27 protein-coding genes and 2 pseudogenes are annotated in these 23,868 nt (G+C 39.5%); 12 read left to right on the forward strand and 17 right to left on the reverse strand.

Annotation, left to right across the window (positions count from 1 at the left end; genetic code table 11):
* Positions 1–9 precede the first annotated feature (9 nt).
* From PLL47_RS01625 to PLL47_RS01650, 7 genes are all read right to left on the reverse strand, one after another.
* The gene (locus PLL47_RS01625) at positions 10–402 is read right to left on the reverse strand and encodes a hypothetical protein (protein ID WP_324444090.1); all 393 of its coding nucleotides are present in this window, start codon (positions 400–402) and stop codon (positions 10–12) included.
* Between the two features lie 4 nt (positions 403–406).
* A complete protein-coding gene (locus PLL47_RS01630) occupies positions 407–580 on the reverse strand; it encodes a hypothetical protein (RefSeq protein WP_324444092.1) in 174 nt (57 codons plus the stop codon).
* Positions 581–584: 4 nt separating this feature from the next.
* Positions 585–905 (reverse strand): hypothetical protein, encoded by a 321-nt coding sequence (locus PLL47_RS14935; RefSeq protein WP_502883665.1) that lies wholly within the window; start codon positions 903–905, stop codon positions 585–587.
* Positions 902–1,816 (reverse strand): hypothetical protein, encoded by a 915-nt coding sequence (locus PLL47_RS01635; protein WP_324444094.1) that lies wholly within the window; start codon positions 1,814–1,816, stop codon positions 902–904. Before PLL47_RS01635 ends, PLL47_RS14935 begins: the two co-directional genes overlap by 4 nt.
* Before the next feature lie 429 nt (positions 1,817–2,245).
* A complete protein-coding gene (locus tag PLL47_RS01640; protein ID WP_324444096.1) occupies positions 2,246–2,488 on the reverse strand; it encodes a hypothetical protein in 243 nt (80 codons plus the stop codon).
* A 1-nt stretch (position 2,489) separates the two neighbouring features.
* The gene (locus tag PLL47_RS01645) at positions 2,490–2,696 is read right to left on the reverse strand and encodes a winged helix-turn-helix transcriptional regulator (RefSeq protein ID WP_324444098.1); all 207 of its coding nucleotides are present in this window, start codon (positions 2,694–2,696) and stop codon (positions 2,490–2,492) included.
* Positions 2,697–2,875: 179 nt separating this feature from the next.
* Entirely contained in the window at positions 2,876–3,250 is a 375-nt protein-coding gene (locus PLL47_RS01650; protein WP_324444100.1) for a DUF6908 domain-containing protein, read from the reverse strand.
* 202 nt (positions 3,251–3,452) lie between these two features.
* Here PLL47_RS01650 and PLL47_RS01655 point away from each other — a divergent pair, with 202 nt between their 5' ends.
* The 7 genes from PLL47_RS01655 (at position 3,453) to PLL47_RS01685 (ending at position 8,853) form a co-directional block, all read left to right on the forward strand.
* Positions 3,453–3,656, forward strand: a complete 204-nt coding sequence (locus PLL47_RS01655) for a hypothetical protein (protein WP_324444102.1) — start codon at positions 3,453–3,455, stop codon at positions 3,654–3,656.
* Between the two features lie 142 nt (positions 3,657–3,798).
* On the forward strand, positions 3,799–4,173 hold the full coding sequence (locus PLL47_RS01660) for a hypothetical protein (RefSeq protein WP_324444103.1): 375 nt from the start codon (positions 3,799–3,801) through the stop codon (positions 4,171–4,173).
* 128 nt (positions 4,174–4,301) lie between these two features.
* On the forward strand, positions 4,302–4,502 hold the full coding sequence (locus PLL47_RS01665) for a hypothetical protein (protein ID WP_324444105.1): 201 nt from the start codon (positions 4,302–4,304) through the stop codon (positions 4,500–4,502).
* A gap of 201 nt (positions 4,503–4,703) precedes the next feature.
* On the forward strand, positions 4,704–6,743 hold the full coding sequence (locus PLL47_RS01670) for a DUF927 domain-containing protein (protein WP_324444107.1): 2,040 nt from the start codon (positions 4,704–4,706) through the stop codon (positions 6,741–6,743).
* Between the two features lie 933 nt (positions 6,744–7,676).
* Positions 7,677–7,928, forward strand: a complete 252-nt coding sequence (locus PLL47_RS01675; protein ID WP_324444109.1) for a hypothetical protein — start codon at positions 7,677–7,679, stop codon at positions 7,926–7,928.
* A gap of 272 nt (positions 7,929–8,200) precedes the next feature.
* Entirely contained in the window at positions 8,201–8,551 is a 351-nt protein-coding gene (locus PLL47_RS01680) for a hypothetical protein (protein ID WP_324444110.1), read from the forward strand.
* A gap of 20 nt (positions 8,552–8,571) precedes the next feature.
* The gene (locus PLL47_RS01685; RefSeq protein ID WP_324444112.1) at positions 8,572–8,853 is read left to right on the forward strand and encodes a hypothetical protein; all 282 of its coding nucleotides are present in this window, start codon (positions 8,572–8,574) and stop codon (positions 8,851–8,853) included.
* 300 nt (positions 8,854–9,153) lie between these two features.
* Here the strand turns inward: PLL47_RS01685 and PLL47_RS01690 are convergent, their stop codons facing one another.
* From PLL47_RS01690 to PLL47_RS01735, 10 genes are all read right to left on the reverse strand, one after another.
* Positions 9,154–10,401: a tyrosine-type recombinase/integrase gene (locus PLL47_RS01690; RefSeq protein WP_324444114.1), complete on the reverse strand. Its 1,248-nt coding sequence runs from the start codon at positions 10,399–10,401 to the stop codon at positions 9,154–9,156.
* 248 nt (positions 10,402–10,649) lie between these two features.
* Positions 10,650–11,753, reverse strand: coding sequence for an NADH:flavin oxidoreductase (locus PLL47_RS01695; RefSeq protein ID WP_324444116.1), 1,104 nt, complete (start codon positions 11,751–11,753; stop codon positions 10,650–10,652).
* Between the two features lie 114 nt (positions 11,754–11,867).
* Positions 11,868–12,701, reverse strand: coding sequence for a hypothetical protein (locus tag PLL47_RS01700; RefSeq protein ID WP_324444118.1), 834 nt, complete (start codon positions 12,699–12,701; stop codon positions 11,868–11,870).
* A 261-nt stretch (positions 12,702–12,962) separates the two neighbouring features.
* Positions 12,963–13,529: a peptide-methionine (S)-S-oxide reductase MsrA gene (msrA, locus tag PLL47_RS01705; protein ID WP_324444120.1), complete on the reverse strand. Its 567-nt coding sequence runs from the start codon at positions 13,527–13,529 to the stop codon at positions 12,963–12,965.
* Positions 13,530–13,722: 193 nt separating this feature from the next.
* Complete coding sequence (locus tag PLL47_RS01710; protein WP_324444217.1) at positions 13,723–14,307, reverse strand: YbhB/YbcL family Raf kinase inhibitor-like protein; 585 nt, start codon at positions 14,305–14,307, stop codon at positions 13,723–13,725.
* Positions 14,308–14,689: 382 nt separating this feature from the next.
* A complete protein-coding gene (locus tag PLL47_RS01715) occupies positions 14,690–14,896 on the reverse strand; it encodes a hypothetical protein (RefSeq protein ID WP_324444122.1) in 207 nt (68 codons plus the stop codon).
* A 268-nt stretch (positions 14,897–15,164) separates the two neighbouring features.
* Positions 15,165–16,043, reverse strand: coding sequence for a DUF362 domain-containing protein (locus PLL47_RS01720; protein WP_324444124.1), 879 nt, complete (start codon positions 16,041–16,043; stop codon positions 15,165–15,167).
* A 357-nt stretch (positions 16,044–16,400) separates the two neighbouring features.
* Positions 16,401–17,600, reverse strand: a complete 1,200-nt coding sequence (locus PLL47_RS01725; RefSeq protein ID WP_324444126.1) for a potassium channel family protein — start codon at positions 17,598–17,600, stop codon at positions 16,401–16,403.
* A gap of 150 nt (positions 17,601–17,750) precedes the next feature.
* Positions 17,751–18,308 carry a magnesium transporter gene (locus PLL47_RS01730; protein WP_324444128.1) on the reverse strand — a complete coding sequence of 186 codons (558 nt, stop codon included), beginning with the start codon at positions 18,306–18,308 and terminating at the stop codon, positions 17,751–17,753.
* A gap of 17 nt (positions 18,309–18,325) precedes the next feature.
* Entirely contained in the window at positions 18,326–18,952 is a 627-nt protein-coding gene (locus tag PLL47_RS01735) for a magnesium transporter (RefSeq protein ID WP_324444131.1), read from the reverse strand.
* Between the two features lie 606 nt (positions 18,953–19,558).
* Between PLL47_RS01735 and PLL47_RS01740 the strand changes: the two genes are divergently transcribed.
* The 5 genes and pseudogenes from PLL47_RS01740 (at position 19,559) to PLL47_RS01760 (ending at position 23,497) form a co-directional block, all read left to right on the forward strand.
* On the forward strand, positions 19,559–20,767 hold the full coding sequence (locus tag PLL47_RS01740; RefSeq protein WP_324444133.1) for a C39 family peptidase: 1,209 nt from the start codon (positions 19,559–19,561) through the stop codon (positions 20,765–20,767).
* Between the two features lie 26 nt (positions 20,768–20,793).
* Positions 20,794–21,438, forward strand: coding sequence for a UPF0228 family protein (locus PLL47_RS01745; protein WP_324444135.1), 645 nt, complete (start codon positions 20,794–20,796; stop codon positions 21,436–21,438).
* A gap of 198 nt (positions 21,439–21,636) precedes the next feature.
* Positions 21,637–21,891, forward strand: a pseudogene (locus tag PLL47_RS01750) (transposase-like zinc-binding domain-containing protein); the annotation flags it as partial.
* Between the two features lie 388 nt (positions 21,892–22,279).
* A pseudogene (locus tag PLL47_RS01755) lies at positions 22,280–22,713 on the forward strand (IS1 family transposase); the annotation flags it as partial.
* A 61-nt stretch (positions 22,714–22,774) separates the two neighbouring features.
* On the forward strand, positions 22,775–23,497 hold the full coding sequence (locus tag PLL47_RS01760) for a phospholipase C/P1 nuclease family protein (RefSeq protein WP_324444137.1): 723 nt from the start codon (positions 22,775–22,777) through the stop codon (positions 23,495–23,497).
* Positions 23,498–23,868: the final 371 nt, after the last annotated feature.

Genomic DNA, 23,868 nt, shown 5'->3' on the forward strand with positions numbered 1-23,868 from the left:
CCCTAACTATTATTTCCATGGGACTCCCCAGCTTTTACACTTTTTTGAACAGCTTCTGGGATATTTCTCGGATTGTGATCTTCTGTGCAGGCTTACACCAGCTGCATATGTGAAAGGTGATTTATCACGAGTCCTATTGAGTGGACCAGATCTTTCGCGCTTCGGCAAACCTCGTGCATGTGATCTACTCCACCCTCTGCCACGATATTTCCGGAAATTTACACGCTTCTCATTTTCATCATTTGTGAATGTTCTATCCCTCTCACTCCTGATCTTATGCATTGGCTTGTGAACTTTGAAATCTTCATATTCGTCGTTGTATTCGTTGAAATCTTCATTCAACTCATTTTCGTATTCCTCGTCTTCTCTTTCGCGTTTCTTTGAGTCTCTTCTTCCAAGCATTTTCTCACCTCAATACAATTCTTCTAAATCCCCTCGGGGATATTTCGACATCCAGTGCCGTTACATCTTCTGGTTCTGCCAAAAGATAGTTTTTCTTTTTCGTGGGTACTATTATTGGATTTTCCTCGATTTTATCCAATACAACTTTTTTATTTTCTTTTGGAATTAATATTCCCATATTCTCACAACCTAATTTGACCGAAATGAACATGATTTCTATCTCTATCCCGCTCTGCTATAATATCTAAAATTCTCACAAATGTCAACAATGCTACAATTATCCCTATAGCAACAAAAACCCACATTAGCGAGCCGCTCTGATATGTCACAAACTCAGTTTGCACTCCACCGAGTAGTGACAGACCTGAGATAATCCAAAAAATGACGGCTAACAGACCAGCGATTGCATCCGTGTAGTTATTTCTATCCCGAATTTTGATACTATAGAATGTGCAGAGTCCAGCGAATGTTAACAGTGTTAACCAAACCTGAACAGGTATCATTTTCTACTCCTCTTCCGCATCGCAAAATTCACCGATCTTTGCCTGTTTACCACCGCTGTTGCTTTCGGGATATTATTGGTTGGCGCAGGCTTTGTCGATTTGTGAGGAGGCTTATAGCCGCTTCTGGCTACTGGTCCGTGCTTGCTTCTTGTGCCAGGACCGGGTTTTGTAGATTTTACTGGCAAACCACCTACTCTACGTCCGGGGCCGGATTTGTGCGATTTGACCGGAAGCCCACCTTCATGTCTACCAATAGTGCCTTTCCTTACAGCAGGTCCAGGTTTCTCTTTCCTCTGTGTCGTAGTTGTTTTTGCTGCTTGTTTCTTTGCGTGTTGTTTGACTTTCTCCATCTCGATTGCAGTCTGTCCGATGGTTTGTGCTATTTGTCCCGGTGTTGCTGCAAGCTCTCTAGCAAGACCTTTCGCGTTTTTCCCTACACGCTTGGCTACAGGCTTCACCTTTCCTGCAACAATACCAGCACCTTTTTGTAGCTTCTTGGCATCATCTACTCTTCGCGATTTGAATGTCATTGCATCTCTGCGACCCTGTTTTTCGGCCTTTATGATCTCTTTATCGCGTTTTTCCTTCATGTGGGCATCATAGCCTTTCTTTCGAGCAGCTTCCATCTCTTCGTCTACAATCTCAATTTTTGGATTCTCTGATTTTATTTTTCGAAGCTTTGATTTGATTCTTGATTTGATTGTTCTACCTTTCTTTGGTGCAGCTTCAATATCAACAGCTTCATATTCAACGACTTCTTTCGCGTGTGCTTGCTGCTTTAATCCGCTCGGTGATATGATTACTGGGATTGAATCATCTTCCATTTCTCTTGCCTCTCGTACTGTTGTCCAACCACGCTCTTGTGTTTCCTGATGAGCTTGCCGTCTTCTTTCCCATTCTTCTTCATTCATTTCGTCCACCTCGGGCGTTTTAGCTCTGTACCAACGAGGCTTCCGTTCACATTCTGTAGGTCTATAATAGCATTATCAGAAAACTGTAACTCTTCCTTCAACGGTATCGGGATATTGATTTGATAATACCCCTTTGACGTTTTTTGAAGCTTTGCGGTATAATGCTCACCCCAGACAGACTGTCGTGGACTTTCTAATCGAATAGATTTAGATTTCTGTCCAAATTTCATATGAATCATATGAAATATATCTCGCATAATATATATACGATGTGTCGGAAAATGTATCAAAAACAATATCGGTTGACTGAAACAACGAAAAAAGATATAAATACTTAGAAAAGAATATTATATTGTAACTTACCATGGTGGCTGCCGATTTCATGAGGTGTACATCGGCAGCTAGATCACCATTCTTTTTTTCAATTCATCAAATCTTTTTTTCATTTGAAACATATTCCATTCTGTTTGCATATATTTCGCGGCGGTGTTCCCATTCAAGCCATGCTTCTTCTGGGGTATCATCCTCATTTGAATTTGGTTTAATGATGCCAATGACTTCTAATATACCTCTTAATATGTCTCGTATAGCGTAAATAGCAATCAAGCTAATCGGTAATATAAAAAAAATAAACACACATGCAAATTCAATATTAGTTAGGATTCCAATCATCTCAAACCACCTTCTGCCAGACGGCATCCCGTCCGCCAATGATTTCTATCCTCGTTACTTTTCCCCGCTCTACGAGCTTTTCCATATATACTGCAACCGTAGGTTTACTACACCCGATTCGCTTCGCGATTTCTGCTGATGTGATCATTTTGTTTGGCATTACTGCCAGAAAATTGTCTTCGTGAAATGTTGCTACGAATTTTGTCATAAGTATCACAAAATATAATTATTCAGTGCCGATTATATATACCTTTTGTGTCTAATTAGACGAAAACGGGAATTGATAGAAAAGTTTGGGATATGTTGAGGTGTTATGGATAAATATCCCAGAAGCTTATTTACGATTGGCTACGTGGCTGTGCGTAGGCTAAAAGAAGCAAAAAAAAATTATTCTTCTGTCTCCGCGAGCTTATATTCTGCGTTTATTATGTTGCACAGCCAGTCGTGTAAGAAGACATTAAGCTCTCTTTTGTCCTCCGGTTCTTGATATATCCCTAAATAATCATTCTGAAACGTTTGTGCTTCTGCTTCTTGTCTTTCGGGATTTATCAATACTTCCATGTCCGGGTCTGCCATAATATCCCCGTTAAGAACGCCATTGTGAGCCACGCTAATCCGGCTGCCAAAGAGTTTGTCCACGTGCAAGTCCATGAGTCCTTCGCTAGCGAATCTCATGTAAGAATGCTTCATAGAGCCACTGTCGTCTAATATCCCGATAGTTTGCAATTGCACATATATATCCCGTAAAATATTTTTAGTCATTCTTTAAAATCTCCTTTTATATTGGCTCATTTGCCAAATTTTTATTTCTTACGAAAGATATAAATACCTATTGGCTAAGTACGGGATATATAGACAAACCGTTGAATATAAACAACAATTTTATTTTTTTAAAGTCAATCTTAACGGTTTATATACGATGTACTGTAATATATAATTGTTAATAACATAGAGGAGGTTCCTAATGTCGAAAACCGAAACAAAAATGGTTATGATGTCAATACCAATTGACGAAAAATCTAAGGATAGAATAATGAAAATAGCAGCTAGAAAAGCCGAAAAGAGCCATAGTAACCCAACAGCGATAATTAGAGATACGATCCTTTCGGGATTTGGTATAGAAGGAAAGAAGCCAAGAAACTATATGAGGAGTTCAAAAGCAGAATAAGGTTGAGATCAGTGAACGGTTCGGCAAAAACCGTCACGACCCAAGTACCTTTCGAGCAAAAATAATAGGGCTTGCGCCTATAAAAAGGTATGGAGCGTTGTGTTTCACTGATTTTGACCTCTTTAGAGAAGAGGTGTAAACAATGACCAACACAGAAATTGAACCGATGCCGCGACCGTTGCGTATTTCGGGATATGTAAAGGGAAGTATGGAATGGAGCGACAATTTTGATTATGCGGAATTTACTTATTTTGACTTTGAGTGTCCTTGCTTCGATGGTCACTTTAGATACGAGCAAGCCGACGGGTGGCTCTATAACGTTCAGATGGATAAGAAAGGAGTCCGGTATATTCAGTTCTTGCAGCCTGGAACTGAGTCAGATCCATTCCCGAATCAAACAATGTCCTACGCCCTAAATCAGATGAGAAATGCAAAGTTCGTAAGAAATTCAGTAAAATCGATGAATGTAAAGGCAAACTCATCAAATGTTGCGAGGGCTAGCCCACAACTGATTTGAACCATACGTATATATAAGAAGAAAAGTATTTATTTTATTGTAGAAAAACGTCAAAGCAGGGACCTCGGCGCCCGATTTCGGGTGATGTAAAGACTGCTTTTCTAAAATAGAAAGAGGTGAACTGCATTATGGCAAATATATGTATGATTACTACAAACCTGAGAGACGACTACCTACCGCTCGTTGATTGTATCGATGCAATTGCTATACAGAAAAACACGTCACGCGCTGGCGTAATTCGGGATATTTTGTGTGAATATTTTGAGTTTGAGCCCGAGAAAAAGACCCGCCCGTATAGCACAATGAAAAATTCTATGGTGGAATGCTAAAAATGAGCCATAAGATGGAAAAAGCCCTTGTCAGGGTGTCATCTGACAAGAGCGGTTTTATACAAGTCGGTGGCTATTGAAAGAGACTTAAAATCGTCAATATAATATAGGGTTTGATCCTATATAAACTTAATTGTCGATTTTTGCCACAACTTGTGTAAGACCTCCGTCGAAATGGGAAAATAATACGGAGGTATAAAAATGACAAATGATATTGAAAGAGACGTAGTCGTCGAAGATTTCGAGAATGCAAATTTTGAAGATGTACTGGCAGTTGATGCGGTCGGTAATGAAGAGATTGAGCAGAACTTCACACAACAAATCAAAGAAGATTTTTCCTTCCAAATAACGGGCGACCGAAAGCTTACGCAAAAAATTGCAGATCTGATTGGTTTTGATATCAAAGATCCATATATGAAGCGGGCACCTTATGGTAGGCAACAATATTTTGGTTGTTTTGTGCCCGAGGGATATGTGATAAGTCCCTCTGGGATATGGCAGATACAGCAAAAGAGCGTTGGAGATGAGCTGATTGAGACTCCAGTGCTTATCTGTGGCGTCCGGGTTATGGCGACTGGTTATTTCACGAGTGCCGAGGGCGTCGATTACACCGAGCTTACATTCGCTGGATATAAACCACAGTTAGAAACATTGAGAGTACCTACAGCTGCACTTCAGGGTCGGACAAACTATAATACTATTGTAAGAAAAAACAACTATGGTAGTCTCGATATACTCGACGACGAATTAAAGGCAACATTAGCTTTTCTCAGAGATGTTAGACAAGCTAATATCAATGAAGGTGGAACAGCCTTCAAGACTGGTGAAGCCTTTACTCATACAGGATGGGCGGATAAAGATTGCAAGAAATTCATACTTGGAAATAAGATGCTTGTAGACGATTATGGTAAAGCCGTGTCAAAAGATGTTATATTCATCGACAATAAAAATATTGGACTAGAAGAAAAGCTTCAGCCGCATGGTACATTAGATGGTTGGATAAAATCAATATCTCCAATTCTTAGAAATAATATCTTTAGATTCAAAATGTATTATGATGCCGCAACGATCGTATTAGCTCACCTTGGTGTTTCTAATAGTGCCTTTGGAATCGTTGGAGATACTTCAATAGGTAAAACATTCACTATGCAGTGTAGTACCAGCATGTTTGGAAATCCAAATGCAAAAGGTGAGGGACTAATCATAAATGGTGATATATCCCTAACTGCACTAAATGCAATGCTCACTACACTTACTGATATACCTGCACCTGTAGATGAAATAACGATAATGAAAGATGAAACGAAAAAAGCCCTTACATATGCAATCGGTAATGGTTCGGAATCTGTGCGCGGCACTAAAGAGGGTGACTTGCGGTCGCATAAAAAGATACGAACAAATGTAACCCTTACAGGTGAAGTTGATATTACATCCGAATTTGCAAATAATGGTGCAAACGTCCGAGCATTTTCGTGTAAGCAAAAGCCTTTACCTGATATGGATCCTAACAGAATTGACGAGATTCGTAATGGTATACTTGCTAATTATGGTCATATCCTACCACTGTTAATAGCCAAGTTCTTTGAAAATCGATCTAAATTACAAGGTTGGTATAATTTTGCAATATCAAGATTGAGAAAAACAACAGATGATACACTCGCAAAAAGAAAGGCAGAGTATTTTGCTGCTGCTGAAGTAGGTGGTGCATTACTTGAAGAGGTATTTAAGGATCTTAAACTCCCTCCAGCTAAGCCACAAACCATAATAGATGAGATGTGGAGTGAGTTTGTGCTTGGAACACCAGATATACCACTTGCAGTTAAAGCACTAGAGAAAGTTTATTATTGGGCTATTTCAAATCCCGCAAATTTTTTGAGACCAGATCAAGTACCACTTGAAAAACATCAAGCTACAATAAATGGATTCTTTGCATACCCACCATATCAGAAAGATGGCGAATATGCATACATAGATTTCTTTCCAAGCAATATCAAACAATATCTAGCTCAGGATAAGGAATTCAATCCGACACAGATTATTGGATGGTGGAGAGATCATGATATATTAGAATGTACACAAACCAAGAAAACAAAAAATGGTCTAAGTACAACATGTAAAGTGGCTCATAGATACGAATATGGAAAACCCCCATCTCAGAAAGATATGATTAGAATAAAGATGAGTAAAATAAAAGAATTTATAGAGACTGAACAGGAAGAATCTGAAAATCAAGATGCGTAAAGCATCTTTTACTTTTTTATGTACTTTTTTTCATCGTCGATTTTCACTATTGGGAAGCATGTATAGGGAATTTTTTTTTTTGCTTTTCACTATTGGGAGGCAGAGTATAGGGAAATAGGGCTAGAATATAGGGAAATGTATAGGGAAGGTTTTCACTATTGGGAGGCAGAGTATAGGGAATATAGGGAAATTTAAAATTATAGCCATATTAATGCGTGCGGAATTACAAATTTTTATACTCATTAACTTCTTAAATTTTATACTTATTAACTTCTTAAATTCTCGCTTATTATATATAAAAAAAAATTCCCTATATTCCCTATATTCCCTATAAATATATACATATATATGGTTATATCTATTGATTTGATTAAAGCTCTGACGCAAAATTATAGGGAAATTTGAAAAATTTATAGGGAAATTTAAACCAAATATAGGGAAATTTGAATATACAAAATTAATTAGTTGTACCAATTTTAAATCCCAACGAAACACCTCCCAACCCAAATATCCCAGACCTACTTTTACGATGGCTAAAATCGCTTAGCGTGGCTTCTGGGATATATTTAAGCTTCGGTTACATAACATATCCCAGAAGCCTTTCTACAAATAATCACAATTTCTAAAATTTCAACAAACCTTACGTTTTATATACTTTGTAAATATATTATATTTTGTATAATATTTACGAAAGCGAGGTGAGATGTCACGGCGTTAAAACCAACACTTGAAGACTATAAGAAAATTGGAATCGAATTAAAGGTTCTGCGCGAGCAGATTCTCAATGTAAGTTTGATGATTGGGAATACATTTGGAAAAAAATATTCTGCGGTACTTATGAGAGCACTGCTACTTGTCGACAAAACAAGAAATGGACTCGAAGAAAAAATGTTCGAGCAATATCCCGAAAGTGCACAAAGTGAGGTGGATTGAATGTTCGAATACATGTTAGCTGGATGTCCGGGATATGATAAGGATGAATACAATATTCGCCGTGCTACATGTATAGCCGAATGGAATCATAGACGAGGTAGAGTTCATGCATCTAAAATATTCAAAACTGTAAAAGGAAACTATTTTCTTTATTTATATAGAGAAATTATGCCAATGTCACTTGAAGAGGTTATTTCATGGGCTAAATGCAGGGATATGACCGATTTTGTTAAAACACTTGAGGTGAGCTAAACGACAGAACTAACTTCACAACATTATAACAAACTGCTTGCCGACAATCCAACTGCCTCATTCGGTTTTCTGTTGGCAGCTAGAGCTGTATATGCAAGCAAGTACGGGATATACAATACATCAGATGGCAACACACCACGGTTCAGAAATATAGCACTTAAGCTTTCCGAGAAATACGGTGATATGCTTACAGCCGCTGAATTGAGATTCGAGATGAAAGTTGCACATGTAATACACAATTAATATAATAAAAGAGTTTAGAGGGATATAGAATGGATCATGATTTCGGCAATCGACGGCGAACAATACAAACACCAAAACAGTATAAACCTACCTATAAACCTACCGATTGTTTTGAATACATCTACATAGGGGATGGAAAGAAAGTTTTAGTGAGCGGCACAGGTCTTAAACCTCTTCCGGCTCTACTCGATACTGAAGTCGAGAAACTAAACACAGAACTTCATAAAATTAAAAAACAACAGATCGCCGTAGAGTTTCAATTGATTCAGGCTATAAAAATGAAAGAAAATCAAAAACGCATTCAATATCTGAATGAGCAGATTGTAATCGAGAAAGCAAAATTAGCAGAACTTAAGAAACAACTTGAAGCAGGTGAATAGATATGATAAGCCAGAACAATATGGTTAGAATAAGATTTGATGAAGTGCCAAATGAAAACACAAAGTTTCTCGATATTGACAGAACCTATCTCAGGAAAAAACTTCTTAAATTAGATGACGATACTCAATATGCCAGTCTGACAGTTCTTGGTGAGCTGTACGGGATAGAATTGGCAGCCGCTGAGAATGTGGTAGTGTTAGATTCAAATAACGAGCTGACTGACTTCGGGATAAAGTGGATTGCCGAACAGTTCGCAGAACACAAGATTGATTCGAAACTTCTCGCTAAAGTAAAAGCCTAATTTTTTTTCGTCTCTTTTCTCAATACGTATTTATAGGGTTTGACTTCATCCAAAATCTACTTCTGGGATATTGGTAGGTTTTGAGGACGCCAAAAGAGGTGTCAGTGCGCCCTCATAATGGTGGTTTAAAAGGCTCGTTTTCACAAACAAATATTTTTGGTGAACTTTACGACACTACCTGGTAACGTAATGTCAAATATTATTATATGTTTCAAAATATATATACATTGTGTCTGGGATATAATCAGCGTTGGTAACCCAATATATCCCGAAGACAATACATATTTATATCTTTAAACTTCACCACCAATTATCAGTATCCTTCTTTGGATTCTCGTTAGGTTTTTCAAGATCCATTTGACCCAGCTCTTTGTTGAGTTTCATCATAGCCATCATGAACTGATCGTTGCTGAGCAATCTGTTGAAATCCTGCACACCTTCTTCAGTGAGCGGCATACCGCACTCACAATAGTTTAGCCCTGCTGTGATCGGCTTGCTGCATTTTGGACACCGTCTAACAATTTCACCTTTTATATCCCGATCCATTTTCACTCCATAAATGTCCAACAGTTTATATTCGACATCAGTCTCTGCGACATGAGAATACCTACCGGGCATCGGCGAGCCTGGCGTCCAGCCAAGTTGTACTTTCATTTGTTGCTCTGTTAGGGAGTTCGCAAATTTCGTTGCCGCGCCGTGTCTCAGAAGATGCGGGTGGACTTTCTTTTCTATCCCGGCAGCTGCCGCAGCCAACTTGAGAATTATCCCGATTTGTTTCCCGTTCAAAGGTCTGTATGCTTTTTGCAACTCCTCACCCGCTTCATTCTCACTAACTTTAAAACTGTTATCATCATACTTCCTAACTGTAGGAAAGAGCGGTGACTCGGGATTCTCATCCGGGTGAACGTTTATCCACTGTCTAAGAAGCTGCTGACATTTGTAGACCAAAACTTCACGCTCCCCTGTCTTGCCACGCAATGTAATTTTGAACCCGTGAGGTGCAGGCTTCACGTCACCAAGCTTACAATGCTCTATCTCACCCACTCGGGCGCCCGTCTCAGCCAGCAGTGCAACACAAGCTCGGTCCCTAAGAGTCTTACACTGTATGATTATACTGTTTAACTCTTCATCTGTTAAAATGTCTTCAGGCTTCAGTCTTTTCGGTTTCGCCGCTGCCATTTCAAAATCCGCTAACCTAACCATATCCCGGTTGTCAATTTCTCGCCCATACTTCTTAAGAAATCGTTTCAGGGATATTTTGTAGAGCTGCTTTGTAGTATCGGCAGCGGGCTTACCATCTTTTTTACGTTTCAGGTCATTAATCATATCCTGAATCTTATTGACGTCTCGTCGAGTTAGCTTATCCAAGTCTCCTTTGAAATTGAGTGCAAGCCACTTCACGAAATCCACGTTGTTGTTCAATGTCGATTGTGATCTACCAATGCGCTGTATTGATTGCAGGTACTCGATTGCAACTTCCTGGTTGTTCTCAGATACTCCATGTTCCTCAAATATTTTAAGGAGCTTATCTTTATCAAAATGTGCCAATGGAACTTCACCCTGTAAAATAATTCAGCGTATAGTATATATACCCATTGGAATAGGTTCCGCTAATAGAGGAGTTTTTTATAAAAAATATACGTTCAGGCTCACTTCTCTTAATGACGGTTAGAAACCAATTGTAAACTCAAAATTAAAAATATTTAGAAAATTTTGGAATGAAGAACGAAATCAGTAGTCAGTAACTACCGGTAAAAAGGGAGAAAGACTTCAGTATGGAAAAAACTGCAGTCTTTTTAAGATCGGTCAAACTCAAAATTGCACCTGATCCCTTCAGGGTCAAAGCAGAGGTTGCAGGACACGCACCTTGCCTTTTTAGCCCCTCCAGATTTAAGTTTTAAAACAAGATCTGGTTCACTGATGAATGTCCGGCTCATAGATATAAGGTCTGCAAACCCATTTTCAAGAAGTTCTTCCATTACGGAAAGAGACCTGATCCCGCCAACGAGGATAACTGGGATACTCACTGCGCTCTTTATTTGTTTAGAATAGTCCTTAAAGTAAGCTTCTTTAGCAGGAGAATTGATCGCAGTCTTTATAGTCACTCCGCCTGCTTCGCTTATCCCTCCGCTGACCTCTACTGCACATACGCCTGCCTTTTCCAGAAGTTTTGCAGTTTCCACAGCCTGAGATATAGTAAGCCCAAGTTCTGCCTTTACCGTGCCGGGCTGGAAACCGTCAGTTGAATTCATTTTCACAAGGATGGGAAAACTGCCCACTGTCTCTTCTTTTATTCTCCTGACTATCTCAATGACTATTTTTGCCCGGTTTTCCACGGATCCTCCCCATCTGTCAGTCCGCCTGTTCGTATAAGGAGATATGAAGTTGCTTAAAAGGAAACCGTGTGCACAGTGGAGCTGAACCCCGTCAAAGCCGGCTTTTTTTGCCCGGACAGCTGCCTGTGTGAATGCTTCTATTACCATCAGGATTTCTTCTTCAGTCATTTCTTTCGGCACAACTGCCGAGCGACCGTCTTTGACCGCTGACGGAGCTATGGGGACAGGATATTCGTCCGAAGTATCTGCCTGTCTACCTCCGTGCACGATCTGGAGTACTATCTTGCTTCTGTACCTGTGCACCCTATCAGTGATTTTCCTGTAGGGTTCGATGAAACGGTCGTCGTAAATTCCCTGCTGCTTAGCGTCACTCCACCCGCATGGATGGACACAGGAATAGCCGGTTACGATTAATCCAACTTCATTTTTTGCAAGCTCTTCATAGAGGTCTCCAAGTCTGGAAGTGGGCGTTCCGTCTTCTTCTGCCATGAATTCATGCGTTGCAGACCTTACAAAGCGGTTTTGAAGTTCCATATTACAGACTGTGATAGGGTCAAAAATCATGAGAAAAAATAGGTGAGGGAAAGGTAAATAATTATCCCGGATTTGAAACCGGAAACCCCTGTATCAGACATAAATCTTTCCTTAGAGGCAGCTGGGATGCAGAAAAGAACTTCCTCAGGAAATCTCGCCTACGAACTGTATAGGGTTATCCGGATCATCACGGATAGTAAGATGCAGTTTTTCTGAGCCGCTCAGATTACCTGCAAAACCTGCCTTCACTTTTGCTTCATAAGTCAATTCGTTGTCCAGAATAATTTCATATCTGTATTTTCCCAGTTCAACATCTATTTTGGGCGAAGATATCTCATCACCAGGATTTATTGTATAGTTTTCTTTGAACACGGATTTGTTATTAAAATCGAAAATCTCGATAGACATCACATGTTTTCTGGAATCATTGTTTATCAGAAAAAACTGCAGGGGATCAATGCCTGCCTTTTCCAGCCTTTCATTTTCTTTTGTCCAATCCTGCATAAACACAACATGAACTATTTTTCCATCATATCTTTGATCAGTGGGTACAATATTATATGTAACATTCCATGGCTCACCCGGTTCGACGGACCCGCATAAAGATTCTTCTCCCACATATAAATCAGCTCTGCTGTCTTTGTCTTTACTGCCTGCAATAGGTCCTGTATAAAAGTAAGCATTTTCTCCTTCAAGTCTGGACTTTTCCCGAATTTCAACCTCAAAATTCTCTCCCATTATGTTAAGAGTCACATTTCCAACATCTGCGGCTTTTCTGAGCTTGTCGATATCTATAATTACTGTTTCAAAGCCATCCCAATCTTCCGAACCTTCAAGAAAACTGCTGTTGTTGACCTCTACTTTTTGGATTATGTCTCCTTCATTCTGTGCACTCTCGCTGCTGGAACCATAATAAACCGAAAAAGTCACAATTCCCAGCAGAAAAAACCCTGCAGTAGCCAGAATTTTAAAACGCATATACTTCCCTCAGAAATTAAAAAAATTACTATCTATAATCTGGTGTAATATAATATCTACATTGTGTACAGATTAAAAAACGAATAAAAAAGACTCCCATAATCAGGGTTCTAATTCGGCATATTTGCATGCATCAAGTTCTTCTTTTATCTTCTCATTCTGTACTTTTATAGAATAGAAATACAGGAAAAGCAGGAAGTAAGTTATGAAATTAAAAAAAGTCAGTTGAAGAGATGTTCCTGTAAAACCTGTCTCCAGCACTTATTTTTTAAAGCTCCTGAATACATTCTGTAAAAATCCTTTTTTTTCAAAGTACTGCTGGTGGTAGTCTTCTGCCATATAAAATTCGGAAACCGGTACGATTTCGGTTACTATTGGATTTTTGAAAGCTCCTGACCTTTCGAGTTCTTCTTTTGAGGCGAAAGCTGCAGCCTTTTGCTCTTCGCTGTGGTAAAAGACCACGGAGCGGTACTGTTTACCGACATCAGGGCCCTGCCGGTCCTTTGTGGTCGGGTCGTGGATCTTCCAGAAAACATCCAGCAAGGTCTTATAAGAGACGACTTTCGGGTCGAAAATAACCCTTACGGCTTCTGCATGTCCGGTATTAAGGGTACATACCTGCTCATAAGTCGGCTTTTTGAAGTGCCCTCCACTGTAGCCGACTGCAGTTGCAACAACACCTTTAACCTGCCGAAAAGCCTCTTCAATTCCCCAGAAACAGCCTGCTGCAAAGGTTGCCTTTTCCAGCCCTTCTCCAGGGTTTTCAAATATGTCCGTATTCTCTTCAGATGTTGCTTTTTTCTGTTCGGCTTTTATCATTTCTTCCACTATCTTCCCCCCTAGATACTAGAAAATCAGATCTACTTAAGGTCAATTAAATCAGGTCTACTAAGGTCAATTTATAGTTCAGGCATATATCCTAATCAAAGCATGAAGCGTACTCTTCTGATCAAGATCCTCCACATAATGGTATATCCTTCCCCGGAAAAATACTTATCCGGGAGAGGATTTTTTTCTCTTATCAGGTTTTACCGTATTTTCCCATCAGTTCCCCTTCAGCGATAATATGTCCTACCATTTCGCTTTCAAGATCTTTTCTCCCAGATCCTGCTTTGAGCTCAAGCTGCCTGTCCAGCGCGTAAACCCTGAAGTAATATCTGTGCGTGCCTGAGGAAGGACATGGACCCCCATAGCCTATTTTTCGGAAGTTATTCATTCCCTCAATCCCGGGAACGCTATCCTCCTCTATTTTCGCTACAGGTTCAATATTCCAGACTATCCAGTGAGTAAATGGATTCATGGGGGAATCAGGATCGTCCATGATCAGTACCAGACTTTCAGTCTCCTCCGGAATATTTGTGAATTCCAGAGGCGGATTTATGTTTTCCCCGTTACATGTATACTTCCTGGGGATAGTACTGTTCGATTCAAACGCGCTGCTAAAAACTTTTATTATCTGGATGTCCATATTCTCATCCCCTTTGCCGGCATCGGAAGACTCGTTATTTGCAGGTTTTTCAATCTTCTCATTTTCAATACAACCCGAAATCAGGATCAATCCTGCAAGCAGGAATATCAATACAACTGCTCCGGCTTTTCTGTTCATGTACAGCACCAATCCCTGCGCTCAGAGAAAATTGTCTGACACTATAATATTAAGGCTGAAGAGATATAACCTTAAGGATTTTATCTCGAAGCCCGATCTGGAATTAAGGTAAAAGCCCGAAGTCTGGACTGATTTTAAACCTTACCTTAAACCCGGAAGTTTCAAAAAAAGTTTAGCCCGCTTAATCGGATTTGTTAACCTGCCTGAGCGGATTTATTTAACTTAATCCACATACAGCTTAAGCTCTTTTTACAGAACCAAGGCTCCACTCACCTTGAACACCTCCGGTTACCTGAAAAAGGTCCAAAAAATAAACTTATCTCAGGAGATCAGTCTCCAAAGCTTTTTTCTAACAGGGACTGAATCCTGAAGGCAAGATAAATCAGTCTTCAACTTCAAGAGCCTGAATTATATCGTTAACTGTTGCCTCTCCTTTGCCTACGCGCTTTACGAGTGGATAAATAAATGAACAGTCATCTATTGCCGCCCATCGGGCTTCTCCTACGCGCCTTACAACCTCGTCCATAACCTTGCCGCAATCGGTGCAGTATTTTGTATCGCTCTCTCTTCCACATGCTTCGCATTTCATAGAAATACCCCTATACTCTATTGTATAGTCGAAAATAAATAAATTATGGTAATATATCAACATATATTGCATGAGGTTGAAAATCGGAAAGCTAAGGTTATTACAGGTACAGGAGATTTCTTCCTGTAAAGTCACTCCGGTTCTCACTCTATGCCACTCTAATTCTACGGGAAATCGGGCAATTCGAAAATCTCTGGATTTCCATGCCTTATTCAGGCCATAATCAGGATTTCAGCAGGCAACCGGGAACCGGTAAGGAACTCTCAGGTCAGGCAAGGTTGGCAATAATTTCGTTTATCTCTTCAATCCCTGAACCCTTTACCGTAAACTCTTCTCTGTTCTTCACTCCCAATCCCAGTTCCACAGCCCTTTTTATCTGAGGCTGAGCCCATACTGAATTTCCCTGGATCTTCGGAACTGTGCCAAGGGTTTTTAGAAGGGCAAGCCCTGTGGTATCATTTGCAATCACATCCGGGCTTGCCAGGACAATTCCAGGTTCCCGCAAAGTTCCTCTGTTTGGCCCTTCAGTCACAAAGCATTTTGTAGCATCCGAGATATAAAAATCAGGCTTGAAAACGAGATTAGATTCGGCAATCATATTTCCAAAAAGTACATCCATTCTCTGTCCGTGAGGAAGCTGCCTCCTGTCCCTGTCTGATGTTATGCTTATCTGGGATTTAAGTCCCATTGTAAATGTTGCAGTCCAGTGAGTTTTGATTACCGGAAGGGCAATCATGTAATCAATAGATGCCATAATCTCAGGTACAAAAAAACCAAGCGGCCAGGAAGAAGCCCCGTCAGGTTTTACATGCCAGCGCTTCATATGGTCGAAGGTCAGTATCTCGTCCACTCCTTCTTCCTCCGCAACCTGCCATAGCCCCAGTTTTTTAAGCACTTTTTCGGTATCCAGGGTGATCATCGACTTCTCAGCCACAATTATTCTTCCGGGTTTGTATCTTTTTACTTCCCTTATAGCTCCCCTCAACACCTCAGGATTTGTTGACCCCGGAGCAGGGTCTGCAGTGTTTGCATTCGGACGGATCAATACCGTTTCCCCTTCTTTAATTCCAAGCCCTCCCGCAAGCTCCACGGCTGTCCTTACGGATTCCAGGATATCCATGTTTCTCGAAAGCCCAACAATTACCATACCAAACTCCCATAGAGTAATTGTAACCCGGGGTATAAAAGTACATATAATTCTGTGGCCACATTGCAGATCGACAGAAAATAATCATCCAGTTGATCCCGATTTTGATGAACTGATATTTGAGAAAAAAGTCATATGGATGAGAATTTTTCCCCCAAAAACTTCTTTTCAATCCTCATTTAAAATAAGTGCCTTCAAACTGTTTGAAGAAAAGTAAAAAATTTAAGTGCCAGGATAACCTGTAATTCAGTCCTCCTGAGCGCAGCGAAAAGGACCTCGGGCTCCCGAAGCGAAACTCGGGTGCCGAAGCGAAATTCGGGAAGAAACTCGTACTCCCAACTCGCAATTCGGGTGGGTTTACTGGCGTAATTTGCACTCGCACATCTCTATAAGAGCCCCTTCGCCGATTCTGGAGCCGCGGGCAATAAGCATGTCTCCTGCCTGGACAACGGTGTTGCTTTTAGGAGCGTAGACCCATCGGTCAGCTCTTTTTATTGCCATCACATGCAGTCCTGTTTCGGTTTCAAGTCTAAGTTCTGCGAAGGTTTTGCCCACGATTGGAGAGCATTTCTCGACCTGGAGCCGTGTGATTACTTCTTCGGAGTTGCGGACTGCAAGGGTAATAATCGGGTGGAGTTCGATGTCCCTCAGGACAGTATCCGCAATCCCATAGGCAGCATCTGAGATTGCTTCCGAGGCGCTGGCAAGATGCAGAATTCCTCTGAGAATGTTTACATCATCAACATGTTTTGCGGTTTCAAGCACCCAGTGTTGAAGTTCGTACTTCATGGAATCCATTTCGGATTCGAGAGCATTCACTTCGTACGCTATGTCTTCGTTATCAAAAAGGATGGCAGAGTATGCAAGCCCTACAGAAAGTTCAGACATGTTTTTCATGTCCACGATTATATCCACTGCGTGTTCGAGGTCTTTTATGACTTTATCGTGTTCGATTTCTCTGGGAATAAAGTTCTTTGTGGTCGCCATCTTGAAGAATATGGGGACGCCCTCATCGTGCCCTCTGGCAAATAATACGTCTCCCTGGCGAATCCGGGTTTCCGTATCGGGGTCGTAAATCCAGTCTTCACTTCTGCGGATTGCAATTATCCACATGCCGGTTTCTATATCAAGTTCGAGATCTCCAAGAGTGCGCCCGACCATTGAGGATTCTGCAGCGACGGTTGCCCTTACAATGGTTTCCTCTGCTTCTCTGAGGGCTACCTTCAATTCCATAGGAATGCCCATATTCATAAGAACTATTTTTGCAATGTCGCCTGCGGCGTTTGCTATATTTTCCGAAGATGCTGCAACCTGCAGGACTCCAAGGAGTTCTTCGGCTTCATCGACCCTGCGTGTGCTTAACATTGCAGCCATTTTCATGTGGTAGTCGAGGGTGTCCATTTTATCTTCAAGGTTAAGCACTTCTTCTGCAATGTCCTCATCATCATAGACCATTGCAGAGTATGCCAGGTCTACCATGAGTTCGGAAGTATCCTTCATCTCAGTCAAAAGATCTATAAGATTCCTTGGACTGTATCTGAATTCTTTTGGGAACATGGTCTATGTATCAACTCTACCTTATTGTTGGTGTGTATGAGGTATGTCCCTCATAGTAATATTAATTTTCGAATTATTCCTTGCTGGAAAGCTGAATTAATAAAATAATAATGCTTTTGATAAAAATGATGCTATTAAGCCCTATTCTATTTATAAAATATGCAACAAATGAAGGGCTGTAAAGATCCCCATAACACCTACAAGATCTCCAAGACTTGCTATCAAAGGTATTACGGTATCATCAGGATCCATGCCGAAGCGGTGAGAAACAAACGCAATGCCAACTGTTGCAGAATATACTACCGAGAGTTCGATTACAACTGCAATGACGCTGATTTCAAGCAAAGTAATGAAAGGCATCCCAAAACCCATAAGCATGCTTGCAATGAAAACCAGTATACTGACCGAGACTGAAGAAACTAAACCTACAATTGAAGCTGCAATAACGCTGTTGTGCACCACAGGGTTTCTGTAAATCCTATCTCCGAGCCCCATATGAAAGGCAGACGAGAGCCGGGCTCCAAGCATGCTGCCGGTATCTCCTCCTATTTTGACCAGAGAAGGGATAAGAATAAGAATTGCAGGCATGGAAAGAAGGCTGTTTTCTCTTGTGTTAAGGATCTGCCCGACAATAATTCCCATTACACAGGTGACAGTAAGCACAGGAAGCCCGCGCCGAATGATGCCCTCTACCGTGTAATAGCTCATATGCCTCCCGTTTTTCCTCAAAGCATCACCACCAGTTTTGCAGAGAGAAAAAGCATGTACATGGAAACAATATCCCCTATGGTTGCAATTGATGGTGTAACGACGTTATCCGGGTCAAAGCCGTACCTGAACGTACCTATGGCAAGCAGGACAGCGATAAAAGAGAGGATTACTCCGGAAGTAAGGGCAGAAATTGCGCAGATGAGCACAAGCTTAAAGACTCCTGCACTTTCAAATCCCAGGGCAAGAGTGACGTAATGCCCCAAAACCCCGAGCAGGACAGCCATTATAAACCCGAGGAGAAGAGAGCCTGAAATGTTGTTCATCAGTTCAGGGTTGTTCCTGTCGATATCTGTGATCAACCCCATATGAATTGCACTGCCGAGCCTGGAACCAAGGGTTGAGGAAACATTTCCGCGCAGTCCGAGCACACCCGGATAGATCACAATTAGTCCGGGGATCATCTCAAGTTCATTGGTCATTCCTGAAAGAATTATTCCTGCAATAACCCCTCCTACAGTCGCAAGAAGTTCAAATGGAAGCGCCTCGCGTACAATTGACGAAATGCTCGCATATTCGCTGAGGTACATGTCTATATACTGGGATTCGAAGATATCCTCGTCCCTGTGCGACTCGGAGGACATGCGGTTGTATTATACACTGATAATATTAAAATAATAGGTTGTATCTGAAAAACAAGTCTGTGAAAAATTTCTTTGTTAGTATGAAGGTTTTCTTACATGGATAATCAAGGTTTATCTTAACTAAGCTCTTCAAAAAGAGCAGAATATTTCTCTCTCAATGGTTTTTTGAGTTCTTCATTCAATAATGCTTTGTTGAGCGTTAATTGTGCTTTATTAAGTGTTTTTACAGTAATCAGGTCTAAACTTAGTAATCCCAAAAATAAAAATCAACTTATATCACTCTTTATCTTCACACTTGATTTATTATATAAACATTTGAATATGAGTTAGGGAAATGTCCTTATATATATATCTTCTCTCCACACCATCAAACAATCAAAGTTCAGGGAATAATTTCAGATTCAAAATGAGTATGAAAACAAGATAGTTTGATGGAATGGACAGAAAACTTATAAGGAGTTAGGTAAGAGGAATTTATGGAGTTCAAAAGTAGTTTCCAGATCACCCGAACTCCATAAACACGCCCTAAGAGGCAGTGATTATGTTATCTTTGCGTGTATTTAAGCTTGCCTGATCCTGCCTCCTGGGGAATAAGGAGGATAAAGTATGAAGCGTAATAAATGTGGAACAGGTATATTTGTTTTAGCAATGCTGCTAGCTGGTATGGTATTTATACCGGCAGCAAGTGCACAGGAAGAAAAAGACTATTCCGTAACTGCTGAGGAAGCCTTTAAGCATGCAAATACCCACATGATATTTTTTATAGCAGTTGATTCTGATTTTGCAGAGTGGAAAGAGGCATCTATTGATCCCAAACCACTTGAGCTTTATGACATAAATGATAAAAAATTATTTTATGAATTTTCTGTATGTAAAAACAACGAAGTGATCGGTAATATTAAAGTTTGTGCTGACAAAAAATTGGGTCAATCAGTCCAGTCCCTTGAATTTAATCCAAAGTCATTTGATGCCAATGAAGCCATAAAAAAGTCGATAGAAATCGCCAAAAATACTTACCTAACTGGGGAAATCAAATCAACTAAGATGGTTGTGTACAATTATCCTGATGTAGGGGCGATGACTGTAGTAAAGGACAAAACTACAGGAAATGAACACCGGATATTTGTAGATGCATACACTCTGGAAGTGATACCAGATAAACCCGCAACTGAAACAGAGAATGGAGTTTGGTCATTTTATGAAGATAGATTGAAGAATGGAATAGATAAGAATTTGAAGGACTGGCAGGAAAGCGACAATGTTTCTAAATTTATTGAACAAGAAACGACTGAAAAGGGGAGCAATACATCTGCGCCAATTACTGAAGAAAAAATAAGTGCACTCAGTAGTGATGCAACTATAACATCAACTACTACAACTAAGACACTTAATGTTCCCTTATGCGCACAAGAAACAAGCTATTACTGCGCTGTAGCAAGTGCCCAAATGATTGCTAAGTATTATGGTATTACTACCCATAGCCAAAGTTATATCTATCAAATAATGGGTGGAACTGGAGGGACGCTCAATAATACTCAACAGTTAGTTTATTATCAAGGATCTAATGGATTAAATAAACCGGGTTCTATATATGTAACCTCAGGTTTGACTTTTAATAGTGCAGTCGCAGAGATTAACAGCAACAGACCATTTAAGAGTGCAATTACTAATCATGCTCGAGTTTGTAGAGGATATACATATACTAGTGATGGGATACAATATTTGAAGATTAATGATCCAGCACCTGTAGGATCTGGTTCCAATAAGATAGAAAGTCCAGGTCAAGAAATTAATCGGATATATGTGAGGAGTTAACTCCTCATCTTTTTGCGGTGGCTGATATGAGCAAACTCAATAAGGAAATAGCTATTTTTATTGTTTTTCTACTTCTTATCATAGTATTTTGGGGAATTTTTATAAAAACACCAGATGATACGAAAACATCAGTTGATACGAAAACATCAGTTGATACGAAAACACCAGATGATTCGGAAACACCAGTTCAAGAAGCGAGAGTAGCTGGCTTATTTATTGAATTTGAATATGGTATTACTGAGCAGGAAATTAAAGTTATTCTTGAAAACTATAGTATGCCTAGAAACTATAACATAGATTACGATTCCGATATTATGCCCAAAAGGTATTATATAACCGTAGACCAAAATAAGAGAAAAGATATAGAAGATGAGTTGAGAAAAAAAGAAAACTGGACTGATCCTGTATTCCCTAATTTCAAGAAAGGAAATAATTATATAATTACGGTAACCGAACAAGCTATTGAGGATAAAAGTTTTCTTGAATTAATGGAAAAGAATAACCTTCAGGTAAAAAGTTCCTTCTTATGTTATATTCATTTTGGAGATGGGTCTAATAATTGGAGTGACCCAAAGAATTGGATTATGGGGAAAGATGCGATCAGAATAAAAAATGACCTTGAAACAAATGAAAAGGTTTTGCTTGTAATTCCTGACTATATTGAAGGATAATGAAATGGAGAAGACCAGATAGGGAATAAGACAATGTTTTATCTCGAATTATTTCACTAACAGCATTGATTGGCAACTTTATCTTGAAGGATTAGGATTCCGCTCAATAGGGCGATTTTTAGGGTAAGGGCTCGTCATAAAATAATTTGGCTTTGGTACTTAAACATAGTTATATCTTATGAGACCCTATAGTTCTGTATGGACTGCCCAAGATGCAATAGTTCCTCTCACAAAAAGAACGGCATAGTTGATGGACGTCAACGATACAAATGCCATGATTGTGGATATAACTATTCCGTAGAGATGAAATCAACTGCTAGCCCCACTTCTGTAAAGAGACAGGCTTTGCAACTCTATCTTGAAGGATTAGGATTTCGCTCAATAGGACGATTTTTAGGGGTAAGTCATGTTTCTGTTCAAAAATGGATAAAGAAATTTGGTAGAGAGATAGACCGGAGTTTCTAAGATATCAAAAAATAAAGGCTCTTGGCTATGATTATTTACAGTATAACAAAAAATTAATTAAGTTCCAAATCCATTTAATTCAATTTTGGCGTCACCACATCTTGAATTCGCTCAAAGATTGGTACTTATGTGTTTTCCCCTTCCCTATAAGGAAGAAAACAATATAGGGCGTCCTGTTATATGGATTATGCGTTATACCCTACATAATGGGAATTTAGCTATTTTTGTTACACACCCGGTTATATTAATAATCATATATTTGTCGATTTCATACTAAAATGCTTTGAATTGGTGCCAAACTTAATTAATTTTTTGTTATACCCTACATTTTATGCATCTCTTGATTCTGTTTTATACTACAAAGTATAAACTCCGGATAGAGGACCTGAAAAGCGAAAATGAAATATCTATTGTTGAAATGGATGAGATGCACACTTACATCGGTAACAAAAAAAATATTGCTGGATATGGATTGCTGTTGATAGGGTTGGGAAAAAATTCATCAACTGCTCTTTTGGTAGCAGAGGAACGGAAACTGGACAACTACTCTGGGAAAAATTAAAGAATAAAAAGATTGAAAAAGTGATGACTGATCACTGGAAACCATATGCAGAGTTTATTCCAGAAACGATTCATACTCAATCAAAAGCAGAAACCTATACAGTTGAAGGATATAACAGCATATTCAGGCACTTTCTCGCAAGGTTGAGACGAAAAACAAAGTGTTATACTAAAAGTCTTGAAATGCTAAAGTACTCTGTTCTTCTATTGATGAAACACAGAAATAAAGAATTAGCTATATTTAGTTAACAATGCCGAAAAGTTAAAAGCTGATCTACAGGATATCTGGGATAGGTATCCGGAAAAGTTTGTGGCTGCTGATAATCTTGTGTTGTGTGATGTGGCTAAGATTACAGATAAACATCTTATTGCTAGTATTAATCCTAGCGAAATCGAAATTAAGTGGGGAGGCACTCCTCATCAAGATTTTGCCTACTATGCATGTGATGGATCTACTTATAGAAATTATGCTAAAAATGCAGCTGACGACCCGGACAATAGTACCTTTGATCCTTATATTTATAGGTACTATAACCATTATGAGGATGCTTTTTGGGGTATCGGAGGCGCACCAGGTAGATGTGATGAGTTTTCGGACATAGCGATCTCTGCGAGAAATAATGGGGACCAAATAGCAGCGCATCAGAATTTTGGATTCGCAAGTCACTATTTGATGGATGTTGGTTGTCCGTTTCATAGTAAAGGAGCTATAGATTATCTGGGATCGTTTAGCAATACTCTGTTCAGTGCTGTCGTTCATACTTCCTATGAGAGTTATGTATCTGGTAATTGGACTACAGGGGAGAATTATCGTCGACATGTCAGTGGAAATTCTCAGAGTATTACTGTAACTGATCCAGAACAGGCAGTTGAAGATAATGCTGATAATAGTGCCCAGTATTACGATTATATTGATAATAAGATAAGGACCAACTCAAACTGGCGATCAGACCCAACGTTGATTTACTATACTAGCATCTGTGTCCAAGAGAGTGCTAAGTATGCTCATGGCTTGTATGACTACATAATGTGAGGTTAAGGTAATCTTAAATAGGATTTAGATTTTAAAGAGGTGTTCTCGACACCTCTTTTTTCTATTGATTAGGCTACACTCGTAGTAAATATTTGGGAGGACTTTAGCTAATATTCCTGATTTCGAATTGAAATGCTAGGTATTTTCAAAACAGATTAGGTCTTATCGTATGCACTTAATTATGGTAATCAATAAGAAACTAATTGTAAAGATAAGAAATTCTAACGTATGCAAAAAATTAATTAGTTCTAAAAATTCGATATACATTAATTTGTCACTCAGTACGATATATCAACAGTTTCCACTATTGTTGAGATTAATACTGCAAAATAAGAATTAACCAAAAATAATTTTCCTGTATCCCATTTTTA

It is taken from the genome of Methanosarcina sp., assembly GCF_035390745.1.
GTDB lineage: Archaea > Halobacteriota > Methanosarcinia > Methanosarcinales > Methanosarcinaceae > Methanosarcina.